Below are 21,707 nucleotides of genomic sequence, written 5' to 3'. Positions count from 1 at the left end.
CCCTGACCCCGTACCTATCCGAGCGCGTGCTCAACCACCTGAGATGTCTCCTGCGGACCCTGACCCGTGGATGTACTGGTCGGCCCAGGCACTGATGATGTGCGCGGCTCGCTGTGCTTGTCCTCGGGCGGTCAGGAGATGGTCTGCTCCTTCGAGTGAGACGAAACTTCGCGGGTGTCGTGCCTCGCGGAAGATCTCTCCCGCGTTGTCGATGTCGACGGTGTTGTCGGTCGGCGAATGCAGGACGAGGAGCGGCAGGTCCAACTCGCCGATCCGATCCCGCAGGTGAGCACGGCGGACGTCTTCGACGAAGGCACGCTTGAGGACCAGGGTCCTCCCGCCGACGAACCACTCGTGCGCCCCTTCACTGAGCACGCGATCCACGACCGCGTCGTACTGCCGCTCGACGTGGCTGGGATCGACCGGCGCCCCGATCGTGGCGACCGCGCGGACGCCGGTGGCCTCGGCCGCCGCGGCCAGGACGGCAGCGCCTCCCCACGAGTGCCCCACCAGCAGGTCTGCCGGAGTCCCACGCTCCGCCATCATGGCTGCGGCACGGATCGTGTCCTGCACCTTGACGGTGAAGGAACCGTCCCCCCAGTCGCCGTCGGAGTCCCCGATCCCGAGGTTGTCGAAGCGCAGCATGCCGATCCCCTCGCGTGCCAGCTGCTTGCTGACGCGCGAGGCGGCCGGCGAGCCCTTGCCGAGCGTGAATCCGTGCACGAAGATCCCCCAGCCGCGGATCTCGCCGTCCGGCAGGTCGATCGCTCCGGCCAGTTCGGGGCCGACGACGCTCGGGAATCGCACTTTTTCGCTCATGTTCTGATCACCTAGGCAGGGGCTGTTCGTGGAGTAGGGAAGACAAGGGTGCCACCGGCCGGCACCACGCGCGCGCTCCGGGCCGGGGAGTGGCGAGGGCGGGTGCCTGCCAGGCCGGGGAGCAGCGAGCGCGGTGCGGGCCGTGATCGGCGCGTCAGGCGGTCGGCTTCCGGTCGGAGGACTGCTCGGTGGTGAGCAGTGCGGTGATCTCCTCGGCGAGGTGCGGGCCGAGCTCGCCCCAGCCGTCCTTGTAGCCGTAGACGCCGGCCAGGGTACGGGCCTCGTAGTCGCCGTTCATGATCTCGATGTCCGTGGCCGTGATGAGGGCCGGGTGGGCGACGCCGACGGCCGCAGAGATCTTCGTCAGCTCCTTGCGGAGGGTGCGCAGGTAGACAGCGGCCCGGGTGGCCTTCGAGGCCGGGTCGAGGCCGCGGGCCAGCCACGGGCTCTGGGTGGCGATGCCGGTGGGGCACTTGTCGGTGTGGCACTTCTGCGCCTGGATGCAGCCGATCGACAGCATCGCCTCACGGGCCACATTGATCATGTCGGCACCCAGGGCGAAGGCGACCACGGCGTTCTCGGGCAGGCCGAGCTTGCCGGAGGCGATGAACGTCAGGTCGTCGGTCAGCCCCTGCTCGGCGAAGACGCCGTAGACCCGGGAGAAACCCATCCGGAAGGGCAGCGACACCGAGTCGGAGAAGGTGAGCGGCGCCGCCCCGGTGCCGCCCTCGCCGCCGTCGATGGTCACGAAGTCGACACCACGGTCACCACGCGCCATCAGCGTGGCCAGCTCCTGCCAGAACTCCATCTCTCCCACCGCGCTCTTGATTCCGACCGGCAGGCCGGTCTCGGCGGCGAGCAGTTCGACGAAGTCGAGCATCGAGTCGACGTCACTGAACGCGGTGTGTCGCGACGGGGAGGCGCAGTCCTCGCCGAGCGGGATGCCGCGGATCTCGGCGATCTCCGGGGTCACCTTCGCGCCCGGCAGCATTCCGCCCAGCCCGGGCTTGGCACCCTGGGAGAGCTTGATCTCTATCGCCTTGACCGGGGCGCCGGCGACCACGTCCTTGAGCTTGTCGATGTTGAAGCTGCCGTCCTCGTTGCGGCAGCCGAAGTAGGACGTACCGATTTGAAGGACGAGGTCGCCGCCGTTGCGGTGGTACGGCGAGAGGCCGCCCTCGCCCGTGTTCTGCAGGGTGCCCGCCAGCGCCGCCCCCTTGTTGAGCGCCGTGATCGCCGCGCCGGAGAGCGATCCGAAGCTCATCGCCGAGATGTTCACCACGCTCGCCGGCCGGAACGCCTTGGCGCGCCCGCGCGGCCCGCCCAGCACCTTGGCCGACGGCAGTGGGGCCTGCGGGTCGTGCGCGTCGGGCAGCGTGCCGGCGAAGGTGCGCTGCTTCAGGTAGGCGTGCCCCTGCATGTGCTCGACGTCGTTGTCGGTACCGAACCCGAAGTAGTTGTTCTCCCCCTTCGCCGACGCGTAGATCCAGGTGCGCTGGTCGCGGCTGAACGGGCGCTCCTCGTCGTTGGAGGTCACTATGTACTGCCGCAGCTCAGGACCGATCGTCTCCAACAGGTACCGGGCGTGCCCGAGCACGGGAAAGTTCCGGAGCAATGCGTGCTTCTTCTGGACAAGGTCACGAGCGGCCACCAGCGCCAATGCTGTTGCGGTGGCCGTGGCGATGCTCCGGGCGCGCATGAACGTTCCTCTCCTCGATGCTGGACTCCATTGCCATGCGGCGGAGCCGTCGTGCCGGCGTTGGACGGCGGGCACGACCCAGCGGGCGTCAGCGTCCGTCGGAGGACGCCAAATGATATTAGGGGCTCGCATGGATAGCGGGTCGCGGGTGGGGTGGTCTTCCCAGCGGTGGGTGGTCCAGGCGCGCTGGGCAGGGCATGCACGGTGACAGTGGCGTAACACGGCGTAACGTCTGAGCGCCGGCCGGGCCGGGCGAGGCAACGGCTGCCGGGCGGCCTCGACGCCGAGGCTGCGACCCAAGGAGCGGCGACCCGGCACATTGTCCAAGCCATCGGTGCTTCCGAACGTGTCGCTGCCGGCAACCTCGACCGACTCAGGGACGACGAGTTCCTGGTGCTTGTCACGGACGGCGTGACTCCCGCGCTCGGCATGGTGGTACCGGCCCGATGTCGCCTGTTGCCTGTGCACACACCCCGACCTCAACGATCTGGGCCTGCGGCCGGGGAAGCGGCGGCGGCCGGGCGGGGATGAGCGAGGCTATTCGCTCCCACAGTTCTCGGGCACGAGATCATCAACCGCGCGCCAGACCTTGCCTCATGGCCGCCTCAACTCCCAGCCGCCATACTGAACCCATTCTGAAGAGCTCATCGTCCCTCTTCCGGCGCCGACCGCCGGTCAGAGAGGCGGTCCTGGTCGGTGGCGTCACCGGTACGAGCCTCGGTGCGGCGCCCCCTCGCCAGGTAGTCCCGGACGACCAACTCGACAGCGTCCTGCGGACTCTTGGTACCGGCCAACAGCATGACCTCGATCGCTAGATCACTGTCCAGGCTTATGGTGACCTTCGCCATGACACCCCCTGAAGGATTCTCCGTGCAGCCTACCCAAGATCGGTATTCAAGGGGCGGCAATGGGTGGGTGGCAGCACCGGAACTCGACCGGTCACGAACGGCTCCCTATGTAACGAGCTATAAGCAGCGCAATCACTGTGGAACGCTGGATCAACTGATCCAGACAATGGCGCGGCCTGGCCCCTCGATGGGACGTACTCCCCACTGAGCTGTCTCCAACGCACGGGGCCGGCCGTCAGCGGAACCAGCGAACGGTCACCTCGAAGCGACCTCAGTCTCCGCAGTACGGAGATTTCTCGGGCCTTGTGTTCCACGGCTCGCTACTCACCACGCGCAAGCCTTTGGGCGGTTGGCCCCAGCCCCCTTCCTGAGTGACAAGCCCGCCGCTGTCCCGACGCCATACTTTGCCGTTCGGGTCCCGAAGCTCAAGTTGCAGTCTGTTCATGTCTCGGTCCGTAAGATGCTTCGCCACCCTTGGCTCTTTGGCGGACATTGCACTCTTGAGCAGTCCGGTGGGAATGTCGAACTGCTGACATGGCCGAAGAGCTTGGAGGTCCCACCACACGTCGGGGTTCTTCAGCACGAGGCGCATGTCCATGACGCGGGAACTACCGTTGATGATCGTCAGGGATGACATGTATTGATAGAAATCCACCCGCCGCGCGTACACCGACGTGTCACGCGCGCTTGCCTCCTTTTCGGCGTTGACCGCTCGCGTTTCCTCGTTCACGGCTCGCTTTTCGTCAGCGGTGGCTCGTATCTCAGCCCTGATACCGAGGATCAGACCGCCAAGAGCTGCGAGGACGGTGATGACTGTCGCCGCCATCGTTCCCCACCGGGCCATATCCATGGTCGGTGATGCAGGAGAGGCATCCGGCTCCTGCGGGTCTCCTCCGTCGTGTAACGAGGCAGAGCCCGTCACATCCCCTTCACCGCCTGAACTCCGTCTCTCTTCGTCGGCATTGGCCGCCGATCCTGATGGCGGCTCCCCGACATCCCAACTGTCAGCGCCACGCCGCCCTTCGCCCTCGCTGACTGGCCCTGTCGTATTCTCGTCGTCGCCGGGCCTATCGCCCTCTGCCTCACCGATTTCAGCCACAGCTCATGGATTTCCCGAACCTCCATCCCGTACGCGTCGGCGTGGGGAGGCGAAGCCGCCGAGGCCGCCAGGGCGCCCCACTGTGCCGCGGTGTGATGGGCGTTGCTGTCCACTCCGTGCCCCACCATCTGGCTGCGGTGTTGCCTGGTACTCCAGCTGTAGATCGTGATCAAGGACGTCAGGGAGCCCTGGGTGGCTGGTCTACGCTGCTTGTCATGATCGCCAAGCTGCAGTGTGTGGTGTTGGACTGTTCCGATGTGCGTGAGCTTTCCCGGTTCTACCTGTCGCTTCTCGGTGGCGTGGTGGACCAGCGGGATCCGCGATGGGCGCTTGACGACAACTGGTCGACCCTCCATACCGATTCGGGGCTCGTGCTCGCTTTCCAGCGCGCGGAGAACCACCAGCCGCCGCGGTGGCCGGATCCCGCTCACCCGCAACAGTTCCATCTTGACCTGGGTGTCCAGGATCTCGACCAGGCCCAGGAACAGGTTCTCAAACTCGGGGCTTCACTGCTCGATGTCGGCGACGACAAGCGCAGTTGGAGGATCTATGCAGACCCGGCAGGGCATCCTTTCTGCCTCGTTCGCGACTGACGTGCGAACACCGACGGGTACGGCCACCGTTGATCATCGTGACGTGTGTGGAGTAACGGTGAGACGGTGGCCGCAGGTCACAGCATAGATCCCGTTCGTTGACGGGAGGCGTTCGAGGTGGCCATGGGGCGGATCGCGGGCCTGTTCACCCGGGTCGAGCCACGGCTTCGGGCCGGGCGGTTGGTGCTGGGTCTGTTGTCGGACCTGCCTCGCAAGAACTGCTGGACGATCGCAGAGTGGGCTGGGAAGTGAATCCGCACGGCATGCAGCATCTGCTCTGCCGGGCCTCGTGGGATGCCGACGCCGTCCGTGACGATGTCCGTGAGTACCTCGTCGAGCACCTGCACGACCAGGAGGCGGTACTGGTCGTGGACGAGACCGGCGATGTGAAGAAGGGTGTCCACACTGTCGGGGTCCAGCGTCAGTACACCGGCACGGCCGGCCGGATCGAGAACTCCCAAGTCGCCGTTTACCTCGTCTATGCAGGTGCCCGAGGCCACCGGGCGGTGGACCGGGAACTGTACGTCCCGCGGTCCTGGACCTGCGACCCCGACCGCTGCCGGGCAGCGGGACTCGGCGAGGACATCGTCGTCGCGACCAAGCCCGAGCTGGCCCGCACGATGATCGAACGATTCCTGGACGCCGGACACCAAGTGGCCTGGGTCACCGGCGACGAGGTCTACGGCGGCAACCCCAAGCTGCTCTCCACCCTGGAGGAACGTGGCCTGGGGTATGCCCTCGCCGTGGCCTGCTCGGCAGAAGTCACCACCAGCGCGGGCAAGTTCCGCGCCGACACGCTCGCGGCGAAGGTACCGAAGCGGGCCTGGCAGAAGCTCTCGGCAGGCGCGGGAGCCAAGGGCAACCGCTTCTACGACTGGGCCGTCATCGACCTGGCCGAAACCGGACCAGGCCGTCGGCATCTGCTGATCCGCCGCAACCGCCGCAACCGCCGAAACCGCCGCGCCGGTGAACTGGCCTACTGCCGGTGCCACTCCACCCGGCCGGGTCCGCTGACCACCCTGGTCAGGTCGCGGGATCAAGGTGGCGGGTGGAGGAGACATTCCAGACCGAGAAGGAACTGGCCGGCCTGGACGAGCACCAGCTCCGCCGCTACCCCTCCTGGGTCCGCTGGGTCACCCTCGCCATGCTCGCCCACGCCGTCCTCGCCGTCGTCCGCGCCGACGAACACACCCGTCCGGCCTCCGACGACCTGATTCCGCTGAGTGGCAACGAGATCCAGCGCCTGTTCATCCCGCTCGTCGTCCCGCCCCTGTCCACCGCGGCTCACCGCCTGAGCTGGTCCGAGTGGAGGCGACGTCATCAAGCCCGATCACGCACAAGTCACTACCGGCGACAAGCCGCGCCTCAGACATGAAGATCACGATCTACAGCTGGAGTATTAGGCTGCATTCCACTCGCTGCGGTCCTCATCTGGACCCGACACTGACCAGGCAGACGGAACCTAGGCGTTATTGGACGGAAGAAGTGTCCGACCCCTCGAACGCAAGTGTGGCCCCGACCCGGTAAGCAGGGTCGGGGCCACACTGTTGGGGACCTCCAGCGCGCGTCGGCGGTCCTCGGCGCGACCGGCTCATGTGCCCAGTCGCCGGAACCAGGAGGAGGGGGGCTGGGCTAGGGTTTCCAGCCGTGCGCATCACCTTCTGGTGTCAGTTCTTGAAGGCGTCCTTTCCCTTTTCCTTGGCGCTTCGGAGATCTCCCTCGGCTTCCTTCGACTCGCCCTCGGCGGCGACCCTTTCATTGCCGACTGCACGTCCCACTACCTTTTCGACATTGCCGGCGGTCTGCTCCGCCTTGGCCTTTGCCTTTTCGCTGGCGCTCATGGCGTGGTCCTTTCTGCGTGGTGGCATCATGGTGGTGGCATCATGCGAGTGCCCGTGAATGCGTTCATGAAACAGAAGGGGGCTTGACGGCGGGGCGGCGTGGCCCGGAGGGGCGCTGTGGTGGAGGTGGGTTCCGTGCGGGAACGCGCCCGCTCCGGGCCACAGCGTTCTCCTGTCCCGTTTTTGCCTGATGATGCATCAGGTGAGAGGGGGTCTGGGAGGCGCAGGGAAACCCGTGGGGCGGGTCAGGTAACAGGACGTTGTCTGACCCGCCCCACGGGTCGTTGAGGGGATGGCGACTACCAGCGGTACCACCGTCCACGCTTGCCACCGGCGCCGGCGGAGCGCAGGACGAATCCCAGCAACCAAATTGCCAGGACAATTACCGCTACGATCCACAGAGCCTTGAGTGCGAATCCGGCACCGAAAAGGAGCAGGGCAAGGAGAAGAACCAGCAACAGGGGAACCATATGTATCAACCTCCGATCCGCCTTGTGCCCGGGCTCGTCCCCCCTACGCGGATGATAAAGAGGTTTCTCCGAACGAATGAGGGGCAAAAGGCGCCTCTGGAAAAGGAAGGGTTCGGGGAGCCTCGAATCCCGGTGCGCCCACCTTGCCGGCGAAGTCGCCCGGCGTCTCCGAGGTCCGCAAGAGGCTGGACCCGATTGGGCCGGGAATCGCCCCTGAGCGAGCTCCCGCGCAATGCAGCAGACAGCCGCAGGCCCGTAGGCATGCACCTGCACGGCCTGACTACGGGGTACTGGCCGTGAACTGGCCGGTGCCGAGGGCGGTGAATGCCGCCACTTCGTCGGTGCTCGTGGCAGGGGCTGCCTTGGGTGCTTTTGATGCTCCAGCAAGAGCCGCAGTGGACCACGGCGGTTTCGCCGGGGCCGGTGATGGCGGGGGTGGAGAGGCGGGGGAGGTCCTGGTGGTGAAGAGCTGCAGCGTATCGGTCAGTTCGAGCACACGGCGCACCCTAGGGCTGGTCGCCCGCAAGGACATGGTCTTGTCCTGACGCAGCGCCAGCTGACGTACGACCAAGAGGACCTTCACACTGGAACATGCCCAGAAGGAGACCTTGCTGAGGTCGATGTCGATTCCGCGGGCGGAGCAGCTCAGAGCGTGGGCGAGGGACCTTTCGAGTGCCGCCTCACAGTCGTAGTCGATCTCGCCGCGCAGCACGACCACGGTCCCTGCCGTGTCGGGGGCGCTGCTGACCCTCATCAGGCATGGCGGACTCACTGGCCCGCCAGCTGGTTTCTCGGGTCGGGGGGATAGCTGCGCCCCCAAGGCCCGCCCTGTCCCAACCGTCTCTACCCGAGCATCCACCGCGCTCGCCCTCCTTGGAGACCTGCCGACGCCGGAACATCAACACACGCAATGTGTTACACGAAATATATGTCATGTATTCGGTGTCGGCCAAGGGCAGTCTTAAGATTGCCGCATGGGAGTGCCTGACCCTCACAACGGATGGACGTTCATCACCAATCACGCGCGCGTGCTGGCCGCCATCGCCGACGATCCGAACGCCCGCATCCGCGACATCGCCGCTCACTGCAGGCTCACCGAGCGTGCCGTCCAACGGATCATCGTCGATCTTGAGCAAGGCGGTTACTTGTCCCACAAACGCGAAGGACGCGCGAACACTTACCGCATCGAGTCGGGCAAGGTGCTGCGGCACCCGGCCGAAGCCGGCCTCACGGTTGCCTCCCTCCTCTCTCTCCTCGTCCAGGACGAAGTCCGCCGCGGTGGGCAGCCGACTCCGCGGGGCGACACGTAGCACCGGACACCTCGCGAGCCTGAACGCGGAGTGGCCACGGTGAAGAGCACCGGTCGCCCCTCGCCGGTAACATCAAGAGGCGGGTACCTGGCCGACAGTCGGGCCGCAGTTACCGCTTCGGCGAGCTCCGCCTCAACGACTACAGCCAGATCCGAGTCCACACCGGCATCGGCCAGGAGAGCCGCCGGGACCGCTAGCAGGAGCGTCGCGCCTACGGCTGGGACAAGACCGGCGACACCGCCCCCCTGCGCAACGGCCGCCGCCGCGTCGCCGCAGAAAGCTGGGCACGTCACGGTCCCTGACCGGGACTGAACCGGCCGGTGAGCTGTGCCGCTCACCGGCGGCGGAACACGACGGCGTCCTCCCAGCCTTCTCAGGTCTCGCCGGTCGTCGGCGGCCACGCGGTCACCCCAACCCCACCTCACGCACGAACGGCGCGCCGGTCACCCGCGAGAGCGTCGAACTCATCCCCTTCGATAAGAGGGAAGACGTCGGCGAAGGGGTGGATCTGGAATGGGCCGAGTTTGCTCATGCAGGGGTTGCCTCAGGCCGAGCGTCCCGTCGCCTCACCGCCTGAACCGCAGGTCGACGCCAAGCGGACGGGGTGCCGGTCAAACCGGCGTGGTGGGGGCTCGACGAACTGCCGTGACGGCGACCATCAGGTGGTCGGACACCTGCTGGTCCGCGTCCTGCCGGGCGGCAGACGGGTCGACGAGGCCGTGGCCCGGGGAGCCACGGCCTCGTCATCTCGCACACGCTTGTGGTGTCAGCGCCCTCCGGTGTGGAGTTCGCTCCTCAGGAAGGAGATGACGGTCTGCCATGTGGGGTGTGCGGGGGCGGGTCGTGTGGTGCGGCCGTCGCGGGTGGTTTCCTGGCGGGCGCCGCGTTGCGTGTCGGCGTCGCTGAGCATTTCCAGGTACGTGCCGTGCCGGGCGTGGGGGAAGGAGAAGAACCGGGCGTCCTTGCCCGCGGAGGCCAGTTTGTCGAAGAGCAGCCTGCTCTGGTGGTACGGAACCAACTGGTCCCGCTCGCCGTGGAACATCAGGAACGGCGGGATCTTCCGCTTGCCGATGTAGGTGAGCGGGTTGGCCGCGGCCGCCTTGTCGGGGCAATCGTTGATGGCGCAGCCGAGCATCCGTGATTCGGGCGACTTGGGACCGGCGTGGCATGCGCGGGGCACGGAACCGTCCTTGCGCGGCGTGCAGTCACTGAGCATGTGCTCGTCCATCTGCAGGAAGTCGGTGGGCGGGTAGAACGGCACGGCCGCCTGGACGGAGCTGGAGGGGCCACGGGCGCCCACGGTGCCTTCCAGTTCGGGAATGTCCCCCGTCACGGCTGCCATCGTGGTGGCCCAGCCACCGGAGACTCGCCCATGATCGCGAAGCGATGCGGGTCCAGGTGGTACTTCCCGGCGTTGGCGCGCAGCCAGCGGATGGCGCCCTTGATGTCGTGGAGCTGGGACGGGAACTGGGCCTGTCCGCTGGAACGGACCGCCACACCCGCCACGGCGAAACCGTGCGGGTTGAGCTGTGTGACTCGACGGCCGGAGTTTCCAGCCGATGGCGCACACGGGCGGACCACCGTTCGCCGACGTCGGCAAGAACGGATCTCTGCTACTGGACGCCGCTCCGCGCAAGGCGACCACTTGCCCACGGTGCGGGGCCGGGCTCACCGGCCCGCTCCGTCGGCATCGATGTCTCTGCGGAGGCAGTTGGGGGAGTGGCCGCTGTCAGCGTCGGCACCATGATCCGCGACGCCTACGGCGGCGCGGACACCTGCCACGCCCCGCATTGCGGACTGCCACGCCCCGAGTTCACCGGTATGTCGATCCTGCTGACCGCCTTCGTCGTCGACTCCGCCCGTTCTTGGGCCAGCCGCAGCTCTCTCAAAAAGCGGTCTGCGTCATGGATCACCACAAGCTCTTCGTCCACCACGGTCCAGTACCGGATCCCCGACGGCAGCACGACAGGAAATGCACGCACCTGTACCTCAACTCCACGGAATGATCACTACGATCCACCGCAGAGCTACACCCCCCCCAAGAACCTTCGCCGTAGCCCCAAATGGGGCTACGGCGCAACGTCACACCTCAGGTTCGAAAACCCCAGAGAATGGCGGCGGCGTCCGCCACCGGCGGGTGTGCGAGCTGGACGGCCGGGAGATGAGGCCGGAGGAGACCGCCCGCGGCTGGGCGGCGACCGACGGCCTCACGCTGGTCATCCAAGAGACCGACGTCGACCCACTGCTGTATGCCCACCCGTACTGGTGGGCGCCCAAGGCCCCGGAGCCCAGCGGCCGGATGCACTGCTGGTGGAAGCCCTGGCCCCGTCCGGCCGGCTCGCGGTGTGCAGGGTGGCCCTGAGGTCGCGGGAGAGACTGGCCGCCCTGCGGCCGCACAACGGAATCCTAGGGCGTCTTCGAGGAGTCATCAGTGGTTGTGGGTGACGGCAGCACCGACTTCGATGGGGCTCCGATCGGGAGAATGGGGAACCGTTTGACCACGTGATCGGGGATCGGAGCCTCTATGGGTTGGTTGGGACAGATACTTCCGTTGGTGGGTGTTGCGCTGGGTGCTGTCGGGCCGTTCCTGGTGAGCAGCTTCAACGACCGGGCGCGGTGGCGGCGTGAGCAGTCCGTGCGCTGGGACGGGCGGCGTCTGGACGCCTACGGGGAGTACATCCATGCGGTCAAAGAGCTTGCGGGCCGCTATCAGCGCATCGCTGCGGCTCGTGGGCTGGTGACTGGTCCCGCGCCGCTGGAGCTCACTGCCGAGGTGCTCGGCGAACTTGGCGCTGCTGAGGCCCGCCGTTCCGCGCTGGGAGACCTGCGAATTGTTGGGAGACACGGACACGAACACCGCGTCCAAGACGCTGAACCACTGCCTGTGGCGGCTGGAGCACCTGGCGCGGGGCGTGCCCACGGAAGTCGAGCAGAGCTGGGAGCAGGCGTATGTGGAGTTCAGAGATACACAGCGCCGGTACCTCGAGTGCGCACGCGCCAGTCTGGGAGTGACCAGTCCGGTCAACCGGGACGTCGCCTGGCCCTCAGGCTGGCGGCCCGTGAGTCGATCGTCACGCGCCGAGTGATGAGCTGGGCCCGGTTCGCGGCCGGAGCCAGAGCCGGATCCATGCGAGGGTGACAGTCCGAGGGGAGTTCGGGGTCACCCCCTATGAGCCCGCGGGGCCGGCGTCCTTGGCTCGCGCGGCGGCCGCCTCCTCCAGCAAGGGCCAGCCGTCGACCTCCGCCGCTCGCCATTCCCCCGGCTGCCACCCGCGGGCCGCAGCCGCGTCGAGCAGGGCCCGGACGGCGCCCGGTTCGTGCAGGTTGAGAGAGGCGCCCCGGACATACCCCACGTCCCCGGAGCCCATGGGGAACCCTCCCGGGACGTACCGGCCCGGAGCCTCGACGAAGACGATGCGCAGCGGGCTGCCGGTGCCGGCCGGCTGCGGGTACAGCGTCAGGGTCTCGCTGCAGTCCGTGGCCCGGCCGCTGTCCTGCACGCGGTGACTGTGGCGGAGCGTCCACAAGTAGGCGCGCCCATCGGCGACCAGCCGGCGGGGCGTCTTCGGATGGCGGGGCATGGAGCCGAGGGTACGCGGCCGGGTCCACACGACATCCCCCGCTGTCCGCGACGGCCGGCCGGATACACGCCAGTCGGCCCGGGACGCCCCGTCCCCGTCGTTGGCGCCCCGGGCTACCGGCAGAGAACGACCGGAGGGACGGGCTATCGGCGCTCTCCCGCAGTCCCGGTGCGGGACGGCTGCTCGCCGGCGAAGAACTGCTGCACCGTCTCCTCCAGCTCGGCGAGGGTGACCTCAACGGAGCTGATCTCAAGGACCGCCAGCAGAGATACACAGGTGGCGGCGTAGCCGCCGAGTTCCACGATGAGGTCGAGGAAGGCGTCGTGGTCGCCTGCGATGAGGTTGCCGAGCAGCTCGGCGGCCTGGCCAGGGTCATCCGCGCGCATAGCGAGCAGCAGGTCCGGCATCGGAGTGTCGTCGGCGCCCTTGTCGCGGCGGGCGGCCACCAGCTCGTCGATCAGATGCTGCGTGGTGATGTTCTTGTGGTCGACCAGGACCGCGGTCAGGTCGCTCGCGCAGACCGCGGTGCCCAGTGCCAGGAGGGTGAGCCGCTCCATGCCATCGTCGTCCGCGTCGGCCTTCGCGGCACGGAGCACGACTTGGCAGGCCGGGTCATCGCCCCGGCGCATCGGGGTCTCTTGCTGTGCGGACGCATGGGAGGCGTACAAAAGCTCCATCACGAGCATGTGGTCAGCAGGCATGCCCCCATCCTCCCGTGCAGCCGCTCTCTCGGAGGACGGAACGGTGCAGCCGGATGGAACGCAAAAACTCACGGCTCAGCCCCAGCTGGGCATCGCCCTCGCCATCGCTGTCCCGCCCGGGGCTCGGACAGCCACGCTGATCGTCAAGCGCTACCAGTGAGGCAGGTGAGTCCCGTCGCCGGCCGGTCGGTCGGCGACGGGATCTCATCAGTGAGGCCTCCTCCCGGCGACGCGTCACCCGGGATGACGCGTCGCCGCGATCGGCTCCATGCCGCTTGCCCACGCCGAAGCCGCTACGGGAACGGCCAAGGAGTCGGTCATGGTGAACTGCCCGGGGGGACGGGCACCTCAGCCGCAACTACACCTGCTCATCGCTGAGCAGCGGTGAGCTGAGCTGTACCACCAGAAGTACACCAACGACAGAGCCTCCACCTGGTACAAGAAGACCGGCAGCTCCAGCATCACGGCCCGTGTCGGTTTCAACCGGTCGGGAGTGACTTCCTGGAGCGGCTGGTTCAGTCAGTCCAGCGGGACGACCAAGACAGGTAGCTGGAACAACGTTTCCTACTGCTCGAGCACCGTGGGCCTTCTCCAGGTGCAAGGCCAGCAGACGTTCCAGACGCCCCTGGCCGACTGCAGCTGACCGTCCGTCCGTGCCCGGCCGCCGCAGGGCAGGGCGGGCACGGACCACCTTCTGTCAGCTCTCCAGGATTGGGACACTGCGTTCGTGTTCTCCGCCATATTCAAAAACCAGACCGGCTTCATCGTCACAGCGGCATTAGCCGTCCTTCTTGTCGCCGCCCTGTGCTTCTGGCTCGCGCGCCGGGCCGGCAGACGGCCGTGGTCCCATGCCGCGCTCGGCGCGGCCGTCACGGCGGAAGTCGCTCTCACCCTCTTCCTGCCGAGCGGGGCGGCAGCAGCCGAAGCCAGCCGTGTCTGCGTGATCAACCGCAACTACGCTGAGCCGTTCGCCACCCAGCAAGGACTGCTCAACCTCTTGCTTTTCGCGCCCATCGGCTTCTTCGGACTGATGGCCCTGCGCACGCTCTTTCCGGTCGTCGCGGGAAGCATCCTGCTCTCCCTGTGCACCGAGCTCCTGCAAACCCTGGTCCCCGGCATCAGCCGGGGGTGCGACAGCAGCGACTTGCAGATGAACGCCCTGGGCGGTCTCGTCGGCACGGCATTCGCCTGGGCTGCCTTACGGCTGGCCAAACGACCTGCCATCTCGCCCCGCCGCCACGTCCGGGCCACCGCCCTCACCTCCGCAACCATCCTTGTCGCAGCAGGCATTGCTGCAGCTACCTGGGTCACCCCCGTCGCCGTCGATGCCACCAGCCTCCAATTCACCGGAGACAAGGAAAAGGCAGCAGCTCACCGAGCCATCCGCCAAGCCTTCGGCGACCGTTACAAGATCAGCAACGTACAGCTGCAAGCAGGCGTCGACGACAGTCCCGACATCTTGCTCATCGCCCTCAACGAGGGTTCCGCTGAGCTCACCTGGCCGGACGCCTCACAACTCAACGTCAGCCTCGAAAGCTCCAGCAACACCACCTCGTCCAGCTACCCCGTCCCAGGCGTCGCCCGAAAGCCCGGCAGCGAGAAGGACGCACTTCCCATCGCACGCCGCTACGCCCAGGAGCACTACCGAGGCGAGTTGCGCGGCTCCGAGCCGCATGTATACCCCGTAGGAGACCGGGCCGAGCTCGGGTGGATCGTCAGCTGGCGGCGGCACAACAGTGACGGCGCTTGATGCCGATGCGTCTGGACGTTCAGGTCAACACCGCCGGCCGAGTCTCCCAGCTCCTGGTCCGCACCGAGCAAGACCCTCATGACCTGCCGGCGCTGAACGTCGACAAGAAGACAGCCCAGCGCACGGCACTCAAGGCCCTGCAACAGCTCAAGGGCCACAAAGTACGCATCGCCGACAGTGAACTGCTGGCCGTTCAGCGCGCCGGAAGGTGGCGGGCTCAATGGTTGACCGGCTTTGAGACCGACGACAAAAGCGCGGTGCTCGAGCCCGTCTACGTCGATGCGAACACCGGGAAGGTCGATCCCCGCGCCAGCAGGAAAGAGAAGATCGAAAACCCGCAAGAAGACGGCGACGGCCCAGTGGACACGACGCAGAACTGAACTACTGCCGCCACCGAACCGGCCGCAGTTCCTTCTCCATCGCACGTGGAACATCCATCCAGCGTGCCCTCAGGGCACGCACCACCACCGTCAGGAGAATCACCATACGCAAGTTACTGCCTTCGGCGCTTCAAGGTGGCTGGCTGGTTTGTATGGCTGACTGACAGGTCATTTGCGCAGTACTTCGTTGGTATGCGCTGTGCGGATGACGGATGGAACCGCCCTCGTCGGCCGGACTCCCCCGGAGTTGGAGCAGTGGATGTCCGATCGGGCCGTATGAGGCGCTGCGGCATGGTGAGAAGGTCTGGGGACCTCGACGTCAGACCTTCCGGATCCGGTCGGCGATCTCCGGTCTCGCCGCGAACCCGGTCGGGTGCAGCGCCGGCGAGGTTCGCGAGGCTGTGTTTCACGTGGGCCCATAGGTTGCCACCTGCTGACACCTCACACGCACACGTGCGGGCCGCGGCCCCGTCTGGTGACGGGGCCGCGCCCGTAGACGTCCTGCACGTCTCCCCGCTGCTTCAGCCCGACGATCCACCACCAGCCTCACACCATGCGGATGCAGAAGGGCAGCGGCCCGGCCCTCATCTCGTGCATGCCGTCGACGGTGGCCGCGTCCGTCACCAGCGGGTGTGCGAACTGGACGGCCGTGAGGTCAGGCCGGAGGAGGCCGCCCGCGGCTGGGAGACACCCGACGGCCGCACGGCCGTCATCCACGACGCCGATCTCGAAGCGCTGCCGCTGCCCACGAAGCGTGTGACCGAACGATGCCAGGAAGGAAGGCTACCTACCAGATGTATAGCCGATCACGGAGTTGCTGTCTTGCCAGACCACGTGCCCGTTAGCGGTGGTCCCGAAGGTCTGGAAGATGATGATGTATCGGCTCGTGCCGCGGTACTGCCCATCCGGCAGGTCGTAGTTACACCACTGCTTGGTGTCGCCACCGCGCTTGTTCACACACTGGCCTTTGCGCACGAACTTGTTGTTGTGCGCCCGGTCGTAGACAAACCACTTCGCCACTGACCGGTAGCCATCCTTCCAGTTGTCGTAGACGCTCAGCTTGTCACCGTTGGAGTAGAAACACGAGGTTCCGGCCTTGGCGAACCCCATGCTGCAGAACTTGGTGGTTGCCGCACCGGCCGCATGAGGTTCTGCGCCAGCAGGAGCAGCCGCACCCAGGGTGCCCGCGAGTACGGCCCCGCCACCATCGCGGTCTGCGCCACCTTGACTGTCTTGCTTTTGTGCGCCTTCATATCTCTCCCCCTGTGAGGTGGCATGGGCATGTGCCGGCAATGCCGTGTCTGGTTGTTCACCTGACTGAAGCCACATCGACGAGGCGAGCTAAGCACGGGGGGACGAGTGGAGGCAGGTCCTTCTCAGCCGTGTACTCGGCATCGCTCGCTCCATCCTCAGTCCTGCTGTTCGCCGCACGAGCACAGTCGACGCGCGGCCTCTTCACCGACCAGGAGGCGCGAGAGGCGCCCGCCGGCCGGACGCCACCGTGCCGTGCCCGGTGTGCCGCCCCGACATGGTTCTGCAGCACAGACACTGACTTGTGGGGGTGAGGCTGTGCTGACTCCCGGTTGCTCAGCTATCGTCCCGGCCCCGTACTGGGCGCCCGCCGCGCTGTAGGCCGGCGCTCAGGGTTGGGCAACTCCCCGGACGGATGCCGTCGGACGGCGCCCTGGCCTACTCGTGCGTACCGTCGAAGCCATGCGACTCTGGCAGGGAACGGTCTCCTTCGGCCTGGTCGCTTCTCTGAACTTTGGAGCTGTTCCGCCCGCTCTGTCTGCCGCCTCAGTACTATGACTTCGCATGACCGAGACCGAGATCGAGATCACCGCAGACCTGGTCCGCGACCTGCTGCAGGAGCAACATCCAGACCTTGCCGGGCTGGCCATCCGCGAGGTGGCGGGCGGCTGGGGCAACCAAATGTGGCGCCTCGGGGACGAGTTGGCCGTGCGCATGCAGCGGATGGACCCTACCCCGGAGCTCCAGCTCAAGGAGCGGCGGTGGCTACCCGTGCTGGCCCCGCGCCTGCCGCTCCCGGTGCCGACGCCGGTGCGGTTTGGCGAACCGTCCGGGCGCTTCCCCAAGCACTGGACCGTGATGACGTGGGTTCCTGGCGAGCCGCTGGACCACGGCTCGATCAGCCGCAGCACCCACGCGGCCGACACGCTGGCGGGCTTCCTCCAAGCGCTCCATGTGGAGGCGCCCGCCGAGGCGCCGATCACTACAGACCGCGGTGCCCATCCCAGGAACTGCACGGACGGCTTCGAGAACTTCTTCCAGGCCGTTGCCCCCGACGACATCGCTGCCGACGTCCGGGCAGTCTGGGACGACGCCGTGGCGGCCCCCGCGTGGGAGGGCCCGCCGGTGTGGGTGCACGGCGACCTCCATCCCGCGAACGTCGTCGTCTCGGACGGAACGCTCTCAGGCATCGTCGACTTCGGTGACCTGTTCGCCGGCGATCCGGCGTGGGACCTCGCCGCCGCATGGGTGCTGCTACCCGCAGGCACGGCCTCACGGTTCTTCGACATGTACGCGCATGCAGACGAGGCGGCGATCCGGCGCGCCCGCGGGCTGGCCGCTATGAAGAGCCTCTTCCTGATGCTCATGGGGCAGAACGGGGATCGCGGCCTTCCCGGCGGCAAGCCGAACTGGGGACCCGCAGGCCGGGCGGCACTTGATCGTGTTCTGAAGGGCGTTTGATGCACGTTCCTTGAACTTGTTCTCGATCTTGGTTGAAGGCCATGAGGCAGCCCACGTTCGCGGGCTCATCGATCACCACGCGTGGTGGGTATGCCAAGGTCCACGGCCGTATGCTGCCCGTGGCCCCGATCGAGCTGGCGGAGCTTCTCCTCGGCGCCAGCCTGGCTGACCTGGAGACCTTCGACTTCGCCGAGCCAGCGTTCCGTCTCGGCCTCGACGATTCGGGCGATCAAGTTGTCGCGGATCTCGGCAAGCCGTGCCCGCTGGGCGGGGTCAGGTCGGAGGAGCGAGCCTCTGACGCAAGCGTGCTCGTGGATGCAGGCGGTGTCGTAGGCGCGGGCGCAGGTGCCGACGGAGAGCTTGCGGCGTTCGAAGTGACCGAGGAAGTCTTCCCACTCCGCGTTCGTAGGGGTGCGGTATTCCTCGGCCGGGCGGGGCGCGCGTCGGCGAGCGATGAAGGCGCGGTGGGCTTCGATGGTCTCGGCGGGGTAGATGGCTAACGGTGGAGTCGGGTATTGGAACTCCCGGAATACCTCCCGGCTGCGGGGGTGCTTGAGGCAGCTCTGGCCCCTCCGGCGCACGAGCTGTGGTAGGCAGGGCTGATGATCAGCCGACTCCCTCTCGATCAGCAACTCGAGTCCCTTCGTTCAGTTCTGTCCCGTAACGGCATGTTGACGGAGGTGTTGGCGCGGGCTGCGACGTTGGATCTCCCCGGGTGGTATGTGACGGCCGGCTGTCTGTTCCAGACCGTGTGGAACGTCGTCACAGACAGCCCGCCGACCAACGGCATCAAGGACTACGACGTCTTCTACTTCGACGCCGGTGATCTGTCCTGGGAAGCCGAAGACTCGGTGATCAAGGCCGGGCGAGAGATCTTCGCCGACCTGCCTGTAGAGGTCGAGATCCGCAACGAGGCACGGGTCCACCTCTGGTATGAGGACAAGTTCGGGGTGGCGTGTCCGCCATATGACTCCACCGAGGCGGCGATCGACAGTTTCGCCGCCACGACGTGCTGCCTCGGAGTACGAGTGGAGGTGGACGGTCAGTGGCGCGTGTATGCACCGCACGGACTGTCGGACGTGTTCAACCTCGTCGTTCGGCCAAACCCGGTACTTGCTCCCCGGACGGTCTATGAGACGAAGGCAGCGCGGTGGCGAGAGCAATGGCCCGAACTGACTGTCCTGGACTGGCCTTCCACAAGTGTCACGTCGAACTCGTCCGGCTACTGACGTCGGCGGCGTAGGCGGCCCAGTCCCCGCTGGATGCCTTCTGCCATTGGACGGCGACCTGGATGTGGACGCCGAGCATCCGGGCGAGGATCGCGGCGGGAAGTTCTGCGGCGAGGCTGAACAGGGCAGTGGAGCGGTCCTGTTGGCGGCCCGGGACGGCCGGGAGGGGGCGGCTGCGTTCCCTCCCGGCCATCGGCGGAATCAGGAGCCGGCGAGCTCCGTTCGGACGGTACGGGCCGCCGCGACCAGGTTCTCCAGTGAGGTGCGGGTCTCGGGCCAGCCGCGGGTCTTCAGGCCACAGTCGGGGTTGACCCAGAGGCGTTCGGCGGGGATAGCCTCAAGTCCCTTGCGGAGCAGGGCGGCTGCCTCGTCCACGCTCGGGATACGCGGGGAGTGGATGTCGTAGACGCCGGGGCCGGCCTCGCGCGGGTAGCCGTGGGCGGCCAGTTCGCGGGCGACCTGCATGTGGGAGCGGGCGGCCTCCAGGCTGATGACGTCCGCGTCCAGGTCGTCGATGGCCTGCACGATGTCACCGAACTCGGCGTAGCACATGTGGGTGTGGATCTGGGTGCGGTCCCGCACGCCGCTGGTGGAGAGGCGGAACGCCTCGGTGGCCCAGGCCAGGTATGCGGCGTGGTCGGCGGCGCGCAGCGGCAGCGTTTCGCGCAGCGCGGGCTCGTCGACCTGGATGACCGAAGTGCCCGCGGTCTCCAGGTCGTTGACCTCCTCGCGCAGGGCGAGGGCGACCTGGCGGGCGGTGTCCCCGAGCGGCTGGTCGTCGCGGACGAAGGACCAGGCGAGCATGGTGACGGGGCCGGTGAGCATGCCCTTGACCGGGCGGTCGGTCTGCGACTGTGCGTAGGACGTCCAGGGGACCGTCATCGGCTCGGGCCGGGAGATGTCACCGGCCAGGACGGGCGGCCGGACGTAGCGGGTGCCGTACGACTGGACCCACCCGTGCTGGGTGGCGAGGTAGCCGGTGAGCTGCTCGGCGAAGTACTGGACCATGTCGTTGCGCTCGGGCTCGCCGTGCACGAGGACATCGATTCCGGCCTTCTCCTGGAAGGAGAGGACCTCGCGGATCTCGTCCTTGATGCGCTCCTCGTACCCTGCGGTGTCGAGGCGTCCGGCACGCAGGTCGGCGCGGGCGGTGCGCAGCTCGGCGGTCTGCGGGAACGAGCCGATGGTGGTGGTCGGCAGCAGCGGGAGCCCGAGGTGGGCACGCTGGGCGATGGCCCGGTGGGCGTACGGCGCGGAGCGGCGGCCGTCGGCGTCGGTGACGGCCGCGGCCCGGGCGCGCACCGCCGGATCGTGGGTGATCGCGGAGTTCGCCCGGGAGGCCAGGTCGGCGCGGTTCGCGGCGAGTTCGGCGGCGATGGTGTCCGTGCCCTGTGACAGGCCACGTGCCAGCGTCACCAGCTCGGCGGTCTTCTGCTTGGCGAAGGCCAGCCAGCGGGCGATCTGCGGGTCGATGTCGCGCTCGGCGGCGGCGTCGAGCGGCACGTGCAGGAGCGAGCAGGAGGCGGCCACGTCGACCCGGTCGGCGAGGCCGAGCAGGGTGCCGAGGGTGGTCAGCGACTTTTCCAGGTCGTTGATCCAGATGTTGCGGCCGTTGACCACGCCCGCCACCAGACGCTTGCCGGGCAGCCCGCCGACGGCCGCCAGCGCGTCGAGGTTGGCCGCGGCCGCGTCGGTGAAGTCGAGCGCCAGACCGTCCACCGGAGCCTTGGCCAGGACGGGCAGGGCGTCGCCGAGCCGGTCGAAGTACGACGCGACCAGGAGCTTCGGTCGGTCGGTGAGGGCGCCCAGCTCGCGGTAGGCGCGGGCGGCGGCGTTCAGCTCGGCCGGGGTGCGGTCCTGGACGAGGGCGGGCTCGTCGAGCTGTACCCACTCGGCCCCGGCGGCGCGCAGGTCGGCCAGGACCTCGGCGTAGACGGGCAGCAGCCGGTCGAGGAGAGTCAGTGGCTCGAAGTCGGCGGCCACGCCGGGAGCGGGCTTGGACAGCAGGAGGTAGGTGACCGGCCCGACGAGGACCGGCCGGGCGGTGAGACCGAGGGCGAGGGCTTCCTTGAGCTCGGCGACCTGCTTGCCGGAGTCGGCGGAGAAGACGGTGTCCGGGCCCAACTCGGGCACCAGGTAGTGGTAGTTGGTGTCGAACCACTTGGTCATTTCCAGCGGTGCGACGTCCTGCGTGCCGCGCGCCATCGCGAAGTAGCCGTCGAGGGCGTCGGCCGCGACGGCGTCGCGGTGGCGGTCCGGGACAGCACCGACCATGACACTGGTGTCCAGCACATGGTCGTAGTACGAGAAGTCACCGGTGGGCACCTCGTGGACGCCGGCGTCGGCCAGTTGCTGCCAGTTCGAACGGCGCAGGCCCTGCGCGGTCTCCCGCAAGGTGTCCGCGGTGACGCGGCCCTTCCAGTAGCCCTCGATGGCCTTCTTCAGTTCCCGGTGCTGTCCCTGGCGGGGGTAGCCGTACACGGTGGCCCGTGCTGCCGCGGCTGGGGGCTTCGCTGTCACGGAACTCTCCTTCGCGGATATGTCTCCTGGATGTCCCGGCGACGGAACGAGGGACGCGAAGGGATGACGAACCGGACGGAACCACGGTGCGCTCAACGACGCACGTGTCCGCTGGTATGTACTCCCCCAGACTACGTCCGGGGGTGCCCCCAACC

22 protein-coding genes and 2 pseudogenes are annotated in these 21,707 nt (G+C 67.4%); 9 read left to right on the top strand and 15 right to left on the bottom strand.

Annotated elements, in window-relative coordinates:
• Positions 1-30 precede the first annotated feature (30 nt).
• From ABR737_RS05590 to ABR737_RS05575, 4 genes are all read right to left on the bottom strand, one after another.
• Complete coding sequence (locus tag ABR737_RS05590) at positions 31-819, bottom strand: alpha/beta hydrolase family protein (protein ID WP_350249077.1); 789 nt, start codon at positions 817-819, stop codon at positions 31-33.
• Between the two features lie 154 nt (positions 820-973).
• Positions 974-2,518, bottom strand: a complete 1,545-nt coding sequence (locus ABR737_RS05585) for an FMN-binding glutamate synthase family protein (protein WP_350249076.1) — start codon at positions 2,516-2,518, stop codon at positions 974-976.
• A gap of 644 nt (positions 2,519-3,162) precedes the next feature.
• Positions 3,163-3,366 carry a hypothetical protein gene (locus ABR737_RS05580; RefSeq protein ID WP_350249075.1) on the bottom strand — a complete coding sequence of 68 codons (204 nt, stop codon included), beginning with the start codon at positions 3,364-3,366 and terminating at the stop codon, positions 3,163-3,165.
• A 271-nt stretch (positions 3,367-3,637) separates the two neighbouring features.
• Positions 3,638-4,465, bottom strand: coding sequence for a hypothetical protein (locus ABR737_RS05575; RefSeq protein WP_350249074.1), 828 nt, complete (start codon positions 4,463-4,465; stop codon positions 3,638-3,640).
• 215 nt (positions 4,466-4,680) lie between these two features.
• Between ABR737_RS05575 and ABR737_RS05570 the strand changes: the two genes are divergently transcribed.
• Positions 4,681-5,058: a VOC family protein gene (locus tag ABR737_RS05570; protein ID WP_350249073.1), complete on the top strand. Its 378-nt coding sequence runs from the start codon at positions 4,681-4,683 to the stop codon at positions 5,056-5,058.
• Positions 5,059-5,181: 123 nt separating this feature from the next.
• A pseudogene (locus ABR737_RS05565) lies at positions 5,182-6,433 on the top strand (IS701 family transposase).
• A gap of 292 nt (positions 6,434-6,725) precedes the next feature.
• On the opposite strand, the gene ABR737_RS05560 reads toward ABR737_RS05565, so the two are convergent.
• The 3 genes from ABR737_RS05560 to ABR737_RS05550 all read right to left on the bottom strand — a co-directional run bounded on the left by ABR737_RS05560 (position 6,726) and on the right by ABR737_RS05550 (position 8,123).
• Positions 6,726-6,899 carry a CsbD family protein gene (locus ABR737_RS05560; RefSeq protein WP_350249072.1) on the bottom strand — a complete coding sequence of 58 codons (174 nt, stop codon included), beginning with the start codon at positions 6,897-6,899 and terminating at the stop codon, positions 6,726-6,728.
• A 299-nt stretch (positions 6,900-7,198) separates the two neighbouring features.
• Positions 7,199-7,369, bottom strand: a complete 171-nt coding sequence (locus tag ABR737_RS05555) for a hydrophobic protein (protein ID WP_350249071.1) — start codon at positions 7,367-7,369, stop codon at positions 7,199-7,201.
• 280 nt (positions 7,370-7,649) lie between these two features.
• Positions 7,650-8,123 (bottom strand): STAS domain-containing protein, encoded by a 474-nt coding sequence (locus ABR737_RS05550; protein ID WP_350249070.1) that lies wholly within the window; start codon positions 8,121-8,123, stop codon positions 7,650-7,652.
• A gap of 220 nt (positions 8,124-8,343) precedes the next feature.
• On the opposite strand from ABR737_RS05550, the gene ABR737_RS05545 reads away from it, so the two are divergent.
• A complete protein-coding gene (locus ABR737_RS05545) occupies positions 8,344-8,679 on the top strand; it encodes a MarR family transcriptional regulator (RefSeq protein ID WP_350249069.1) in 336 nt (111 codons plus the stop codon).
• A gap of 766 nt (positions 8,680-9,445) precedes the next feature.
• On the opposite strand, the gene ABR737_RS05540 is transcribed toward ABR737_RS05545, so the two are convergent.
• Together ABR737_RS05540 and ABR737_RS05535 are read right to left on the bottom strand one after the other, a co-directional pair.
• Complete coding sequence (locus ABR737_RS05540) at positions 9,446-9,721, bottom strand: alpha/beta hydrolase family protein (protein WP_350256680.1); 276 nt, start codon at positions 9,719-9,721, stop codon at positions 9,446-9,448.
• Positions 9,716-10,176: pseudogene (locus ABR737_RS05535) on the bottom strand (alpha/beta hydrolase); the annotation flags it as partial. The pseudogene ABR737_RS05535 and the gene ABR737_RS05540, both read right to left, overlap by 6 nt.
• 664 nt (positions 10,177-10,840) lie before the next feature.
• Between ABR737_RS05535 and ABR737_RS05530 the strand changes: the two are divergent.
• The gene (locus tag ABR737_RS05530; protein ID WP_350257154.1) at positions 10,841-11,041 is read left to right on the top strand and encodes a hypothetical protein; all 201 of its coding nucleotides are present in this window, start codon (positions 10,841-10,843) and stop codon (positions 11,039-11,041) included.
• Positions 11,042-11,846: 805 nt separating this feature from the next.
• On the opposite strand, the gene ABR737_RS05520 is transcribed toward ABR737_RS05530, so the two are convergent.
• Positions 11,847-12,260: a hypothetical protein gene (locus ABR737_RS05520; RefSeq protein ID WP_350249068.1), complete on the bottom strand. Its 414-nt coding sequence runs from the start codon at positions 12,258-12,260 to the stop codon at positions 11,847-11,849.
• Between the two features lie 143 nt (positions 12,261-12,403).
• Entirely contained in the window at positions 12,404-12,961 is a 558-nt protein-coding gene (locus tag ABR737_RS05515; protein WP_350249067.1) for a hypothetical protein, read from the bottom strand.
• Between the two features lie 727 nt (positions 12,962-13,688).
• Here ABR737_RS05515 and ABR737_RS05510 point away from each other — a divergent pair.
• Both ABR737_RS05510 and ABR737_RS05505 read left to right on the top strand, forming a co-directional pair.
• Positions 13,689-14,711: a VanZ family protein gene (locus ABR737_RS05510; RefSeq protein WP_350249066.1), complete on the top strand. Its 1,023-nt coding sequence runs from the start codon at positions 13,689-13,691 to the stop codon at positions 14,709-14,711.
• Positions 14,711-15,091, top strand: coding sequence for a hypothetical protein (locus tag ABR737_RS05505; protein ID WP_350249065.1), 381 nt, complete (start codon positions 14,711-14,713; stop codon positions 15,089-15,091). The genes ABR737_RS05510 and ABR737_RS05505 overlap by 1 nt, the downstream gene beginning before the upstream one ends.
• A 546-nt stretch (positions 15,092-15,637) precedes the next feature.
• Here ABR737_RS05505 and ABR737_RS05500 read toward each other — a convergent pair.
• Both ABR737_RS05500 and ABR737_RS05495 read right to left on the bottom strand, forming a co-directional pair.
• Positions 15,638-15,808, bottom strand: coding sequence for a hypothetical protein (locus ABR737_RS05500; RefSeq protein WP_350249064.1), 171 nt, complete (start codon positions 15,806-15,808; stop codon positions 15,638-15,640).
• A gap of 66 nt (positions 15,809-15,874) precedes the next feature.
• Positions 15,875-16,201, bottom strand: a complete 327-nt coding sequence (locus tag ABR737_RS05495) for a hypothetical protein (RefSeq protein ID WP_350249063.1) — start codon at positions 16,199-16,201, stop codon at positions 15,875-15,877.
• 705 nt (positions 16,202-16,906) lie between these two features.
• Between ABR737_RS05495 and ABR737_RS05490 the strand changes: the two genes are divergently transcribed.
• The 3 genes from ABR737_RS05490 (at position 16,907) to ABR737_RS05480 (ending at position 19,032) form a co-directional block, all read left to right on the top strand.
• Positions 16,907-17,803: an aminoglycoside phosphotransferase family protein gene (locus ABR737_RS05490; RefSeq protein ID WP_350249062.1), complete on the top strand. Its 897-nt coding sequence runs from the start codon at positions 16,907-16,909 to the stop codon at positions 17,801-17,803.
• Between the two features lie 41 nt (positions 17,804-17,844).
• Positions 17,845-18,303, top strand: coding sequence for a hypothetical protein (locus ABR737_RS05485; RefSeq protein ID WP_350249061.1), 459 nt, complete (start codon positions 17,845-17,847; stop codon positions 18,301-18,303).
• Between the two features lie 102 nt (positions 18,304-18,405).
• On the top strand, positions 18,406-19,032 hold the full coding sequence (locus ABR737_RS05480) for a nucleotidyltransferase family protein (RefSeq protein WP_350249060.1): 627 nt from the start codon (positions 18,406-18,408) through the stop codon (positions 19,030-19,032).
• On the opposite strand, the gene ABR737_RS05475 is transcribed toward ABR737_RS05480, so the two are convergent.
• Entirely contained in the window at positions 19,007-19,225 is a 219-nt protein-coding gene (locus ABR737_RS05475; protein WP_350249059.1) for a hypothetical protein, read from the bottom strand. The genes ABR737_RS05480 and ABR737_RS05475 overlap by 26 nt on opposite strands.
• A gap of 8 nt (positions 19,226-19,233) precedes the next feature.
• The gene (metE, locus tag ABR737_RS05470) at positions 19,234-21,552 is read right to left on the bottom strand and encodes a 5-methyltetrahydropteroyltriglutamate--homocysteine S-methyltransferase (protein ID WP_350249058.1); all 2,319 of its coding nucleotides are present in this window, start codon (positions 21,550-21,552) and stop codon (positions 19,234-19,236) included.
• Positions 21,553-21,707: the final 155 nt, after the last annotated feature.

The organism is Streptomyces sp. Edi2 (assembly GCF_040253635.1).
Taxonomy (GTDB): Bacteria; Actinomycetota; Actinomycetes; order Streptomycetales; family Streptomycetaceae; genus Streptomyces.
This window is presented reverse-complemented; position numbering and strand designations above follow the sequence as displayed.

What these genes read in the sequence shown, in the direction of transcription:
- ABR737_RS05590 (WP_350249077.1), bottom strand. Translation starts at nt 819, where the DNA reads ATGAGCGAAAAAGTGCGATTCCCGAGCGTCGTCGGCCCCGAACTGGCC.
- ABR737_RS05585 (WP_350249076.1), bottom strand. Translation starts at nt 2,518, where the DNA reads ATGCGCGCCCGGAGCATCGCCACGGCCACCGCAACAGCATTGGCGCTG.
- ABR737_RS05580 (WP_350249075.1), bottom strand. Translation starts at nt 3,366, where the DNA reads ATGGCGAAGGTCACCATAAGCCTGGACAGTGATCTAGCGATCGAGGTC.
- ABR737_RS05570 (WP_350249073.1), top strand. Translation starts at nt 4,681, where the DNA reads ATGATCGCCAAGCTGCAGTGTGTGGTGTTGGACTGTTCCGATGTGCGT.
- ABR737_RS05560 (WP_350249072.1), bottom strand. Translation starts at nt 6,899, where the DNA reads ATGAGCGCCAGCGAAAAGGCAAAGGCCAAGGCGGAGCAGACCGCCGGC.
- ABR737_RS05555 (WP_350249071.1), bottom strand. Translation starts at nt 7,369, where the DNA reads ATGGTTCCCCTGTTGCTGGTTCTTCTCCTTGCCCTGCTCCTTTTCGGT.
- ABR737_RS05550 (WP_350249070.1), bottom strand. Translation starts at nt 8,123, where the DNA reads ATGAGGGTCAGCAGCGCCCCCGACACGGCAGGGACCGTGGTCGTGCTG.
- ABR737_RS05545 (WP_350249069.1), top strand. Translation starts at nt 8,344, where the DNA reads ATGGGAGTGCCTGACCCTCACAACGGATGGACGTTCATCACCAATCAC.
- ABR737_RS05540 (WP_350256680.1), bottom strand. Translation starts at nt 9,721, where the DNA reads ATGTTCCACGGCGAGCGGGACCAGTTGGTTCCGTACCACCAGAGCAGG.
- ABR737_RS05530 (WP_350257154.1), top strand. Translation starts at nt 10,841, where the DNA reads ATGAGGCCGGAGGAGACCGCCCGCGGCTGGGCGGCGACCGACGGCCTC.
- ABR737_RS05520 (WP_350249068.1), bottom strand. Translation starts at nt 12,260, where the DNA reads ATGCCCCGCCATCCGAAGACGCCCCGCCGGCTGGTCGCCGATGGGCGC.
- ABR737_RS05515 (WP_350249067.1), bottom strand. Translation starts at nt 12,961, where the DNA reads ATGCCTGCTGACCACATGCTCGTGATGGAGCTTTTGTACGCCTCCCAT.
- ABR737_RS05505 (WP_350249065.1), top strand. Translation starts at nt 14,711, where the DNA reads ATGCCGATGCGTCTGGACGTTCAGGTCAACACCGCCGGCCGAGTCTCC.
- ABR737_RS05495 (WP_350249063.1), bottom strand. Translation starts at nt 16,201, where the DNA reads ATGGGGTTCGCCAAGGCCGGAACCTCGTGTTTCTACTCCAACGGTGAC.
- ABR737_RS05490 (WP_350249062.1), top strand. Translation starts at nt 16,907, where the DNA reads ATGACCGAGACCGAGATCGAGATCACCGCAGACCTGGTCCGCGACCTG.
- ABR737_RS05485 (WP_350249061.1), top strand. Translation starts at nt 17,845, where the DNA reads ATGAGGCAGCCCACGTTCGCGGGCTCATCGATCACCACGCGTGGTGGG.
- ABR737_RS05480 (WP_350249060.1), top strand. Translation starts at nt 18,406, where the DNA reads ATGATCAGCCGACTCCCTCTCGATCAGCAACTCGAGTCCCTTCGTTCA.
- ABR737_RS05475 (WP_350249059.1), bottom strand. Translation starts at nt 19,225, where the DNA reads ATGGCCGGGAGGGAACGCAGCCGCCCCCTCCCGGCCGTCCCGGGCCGC.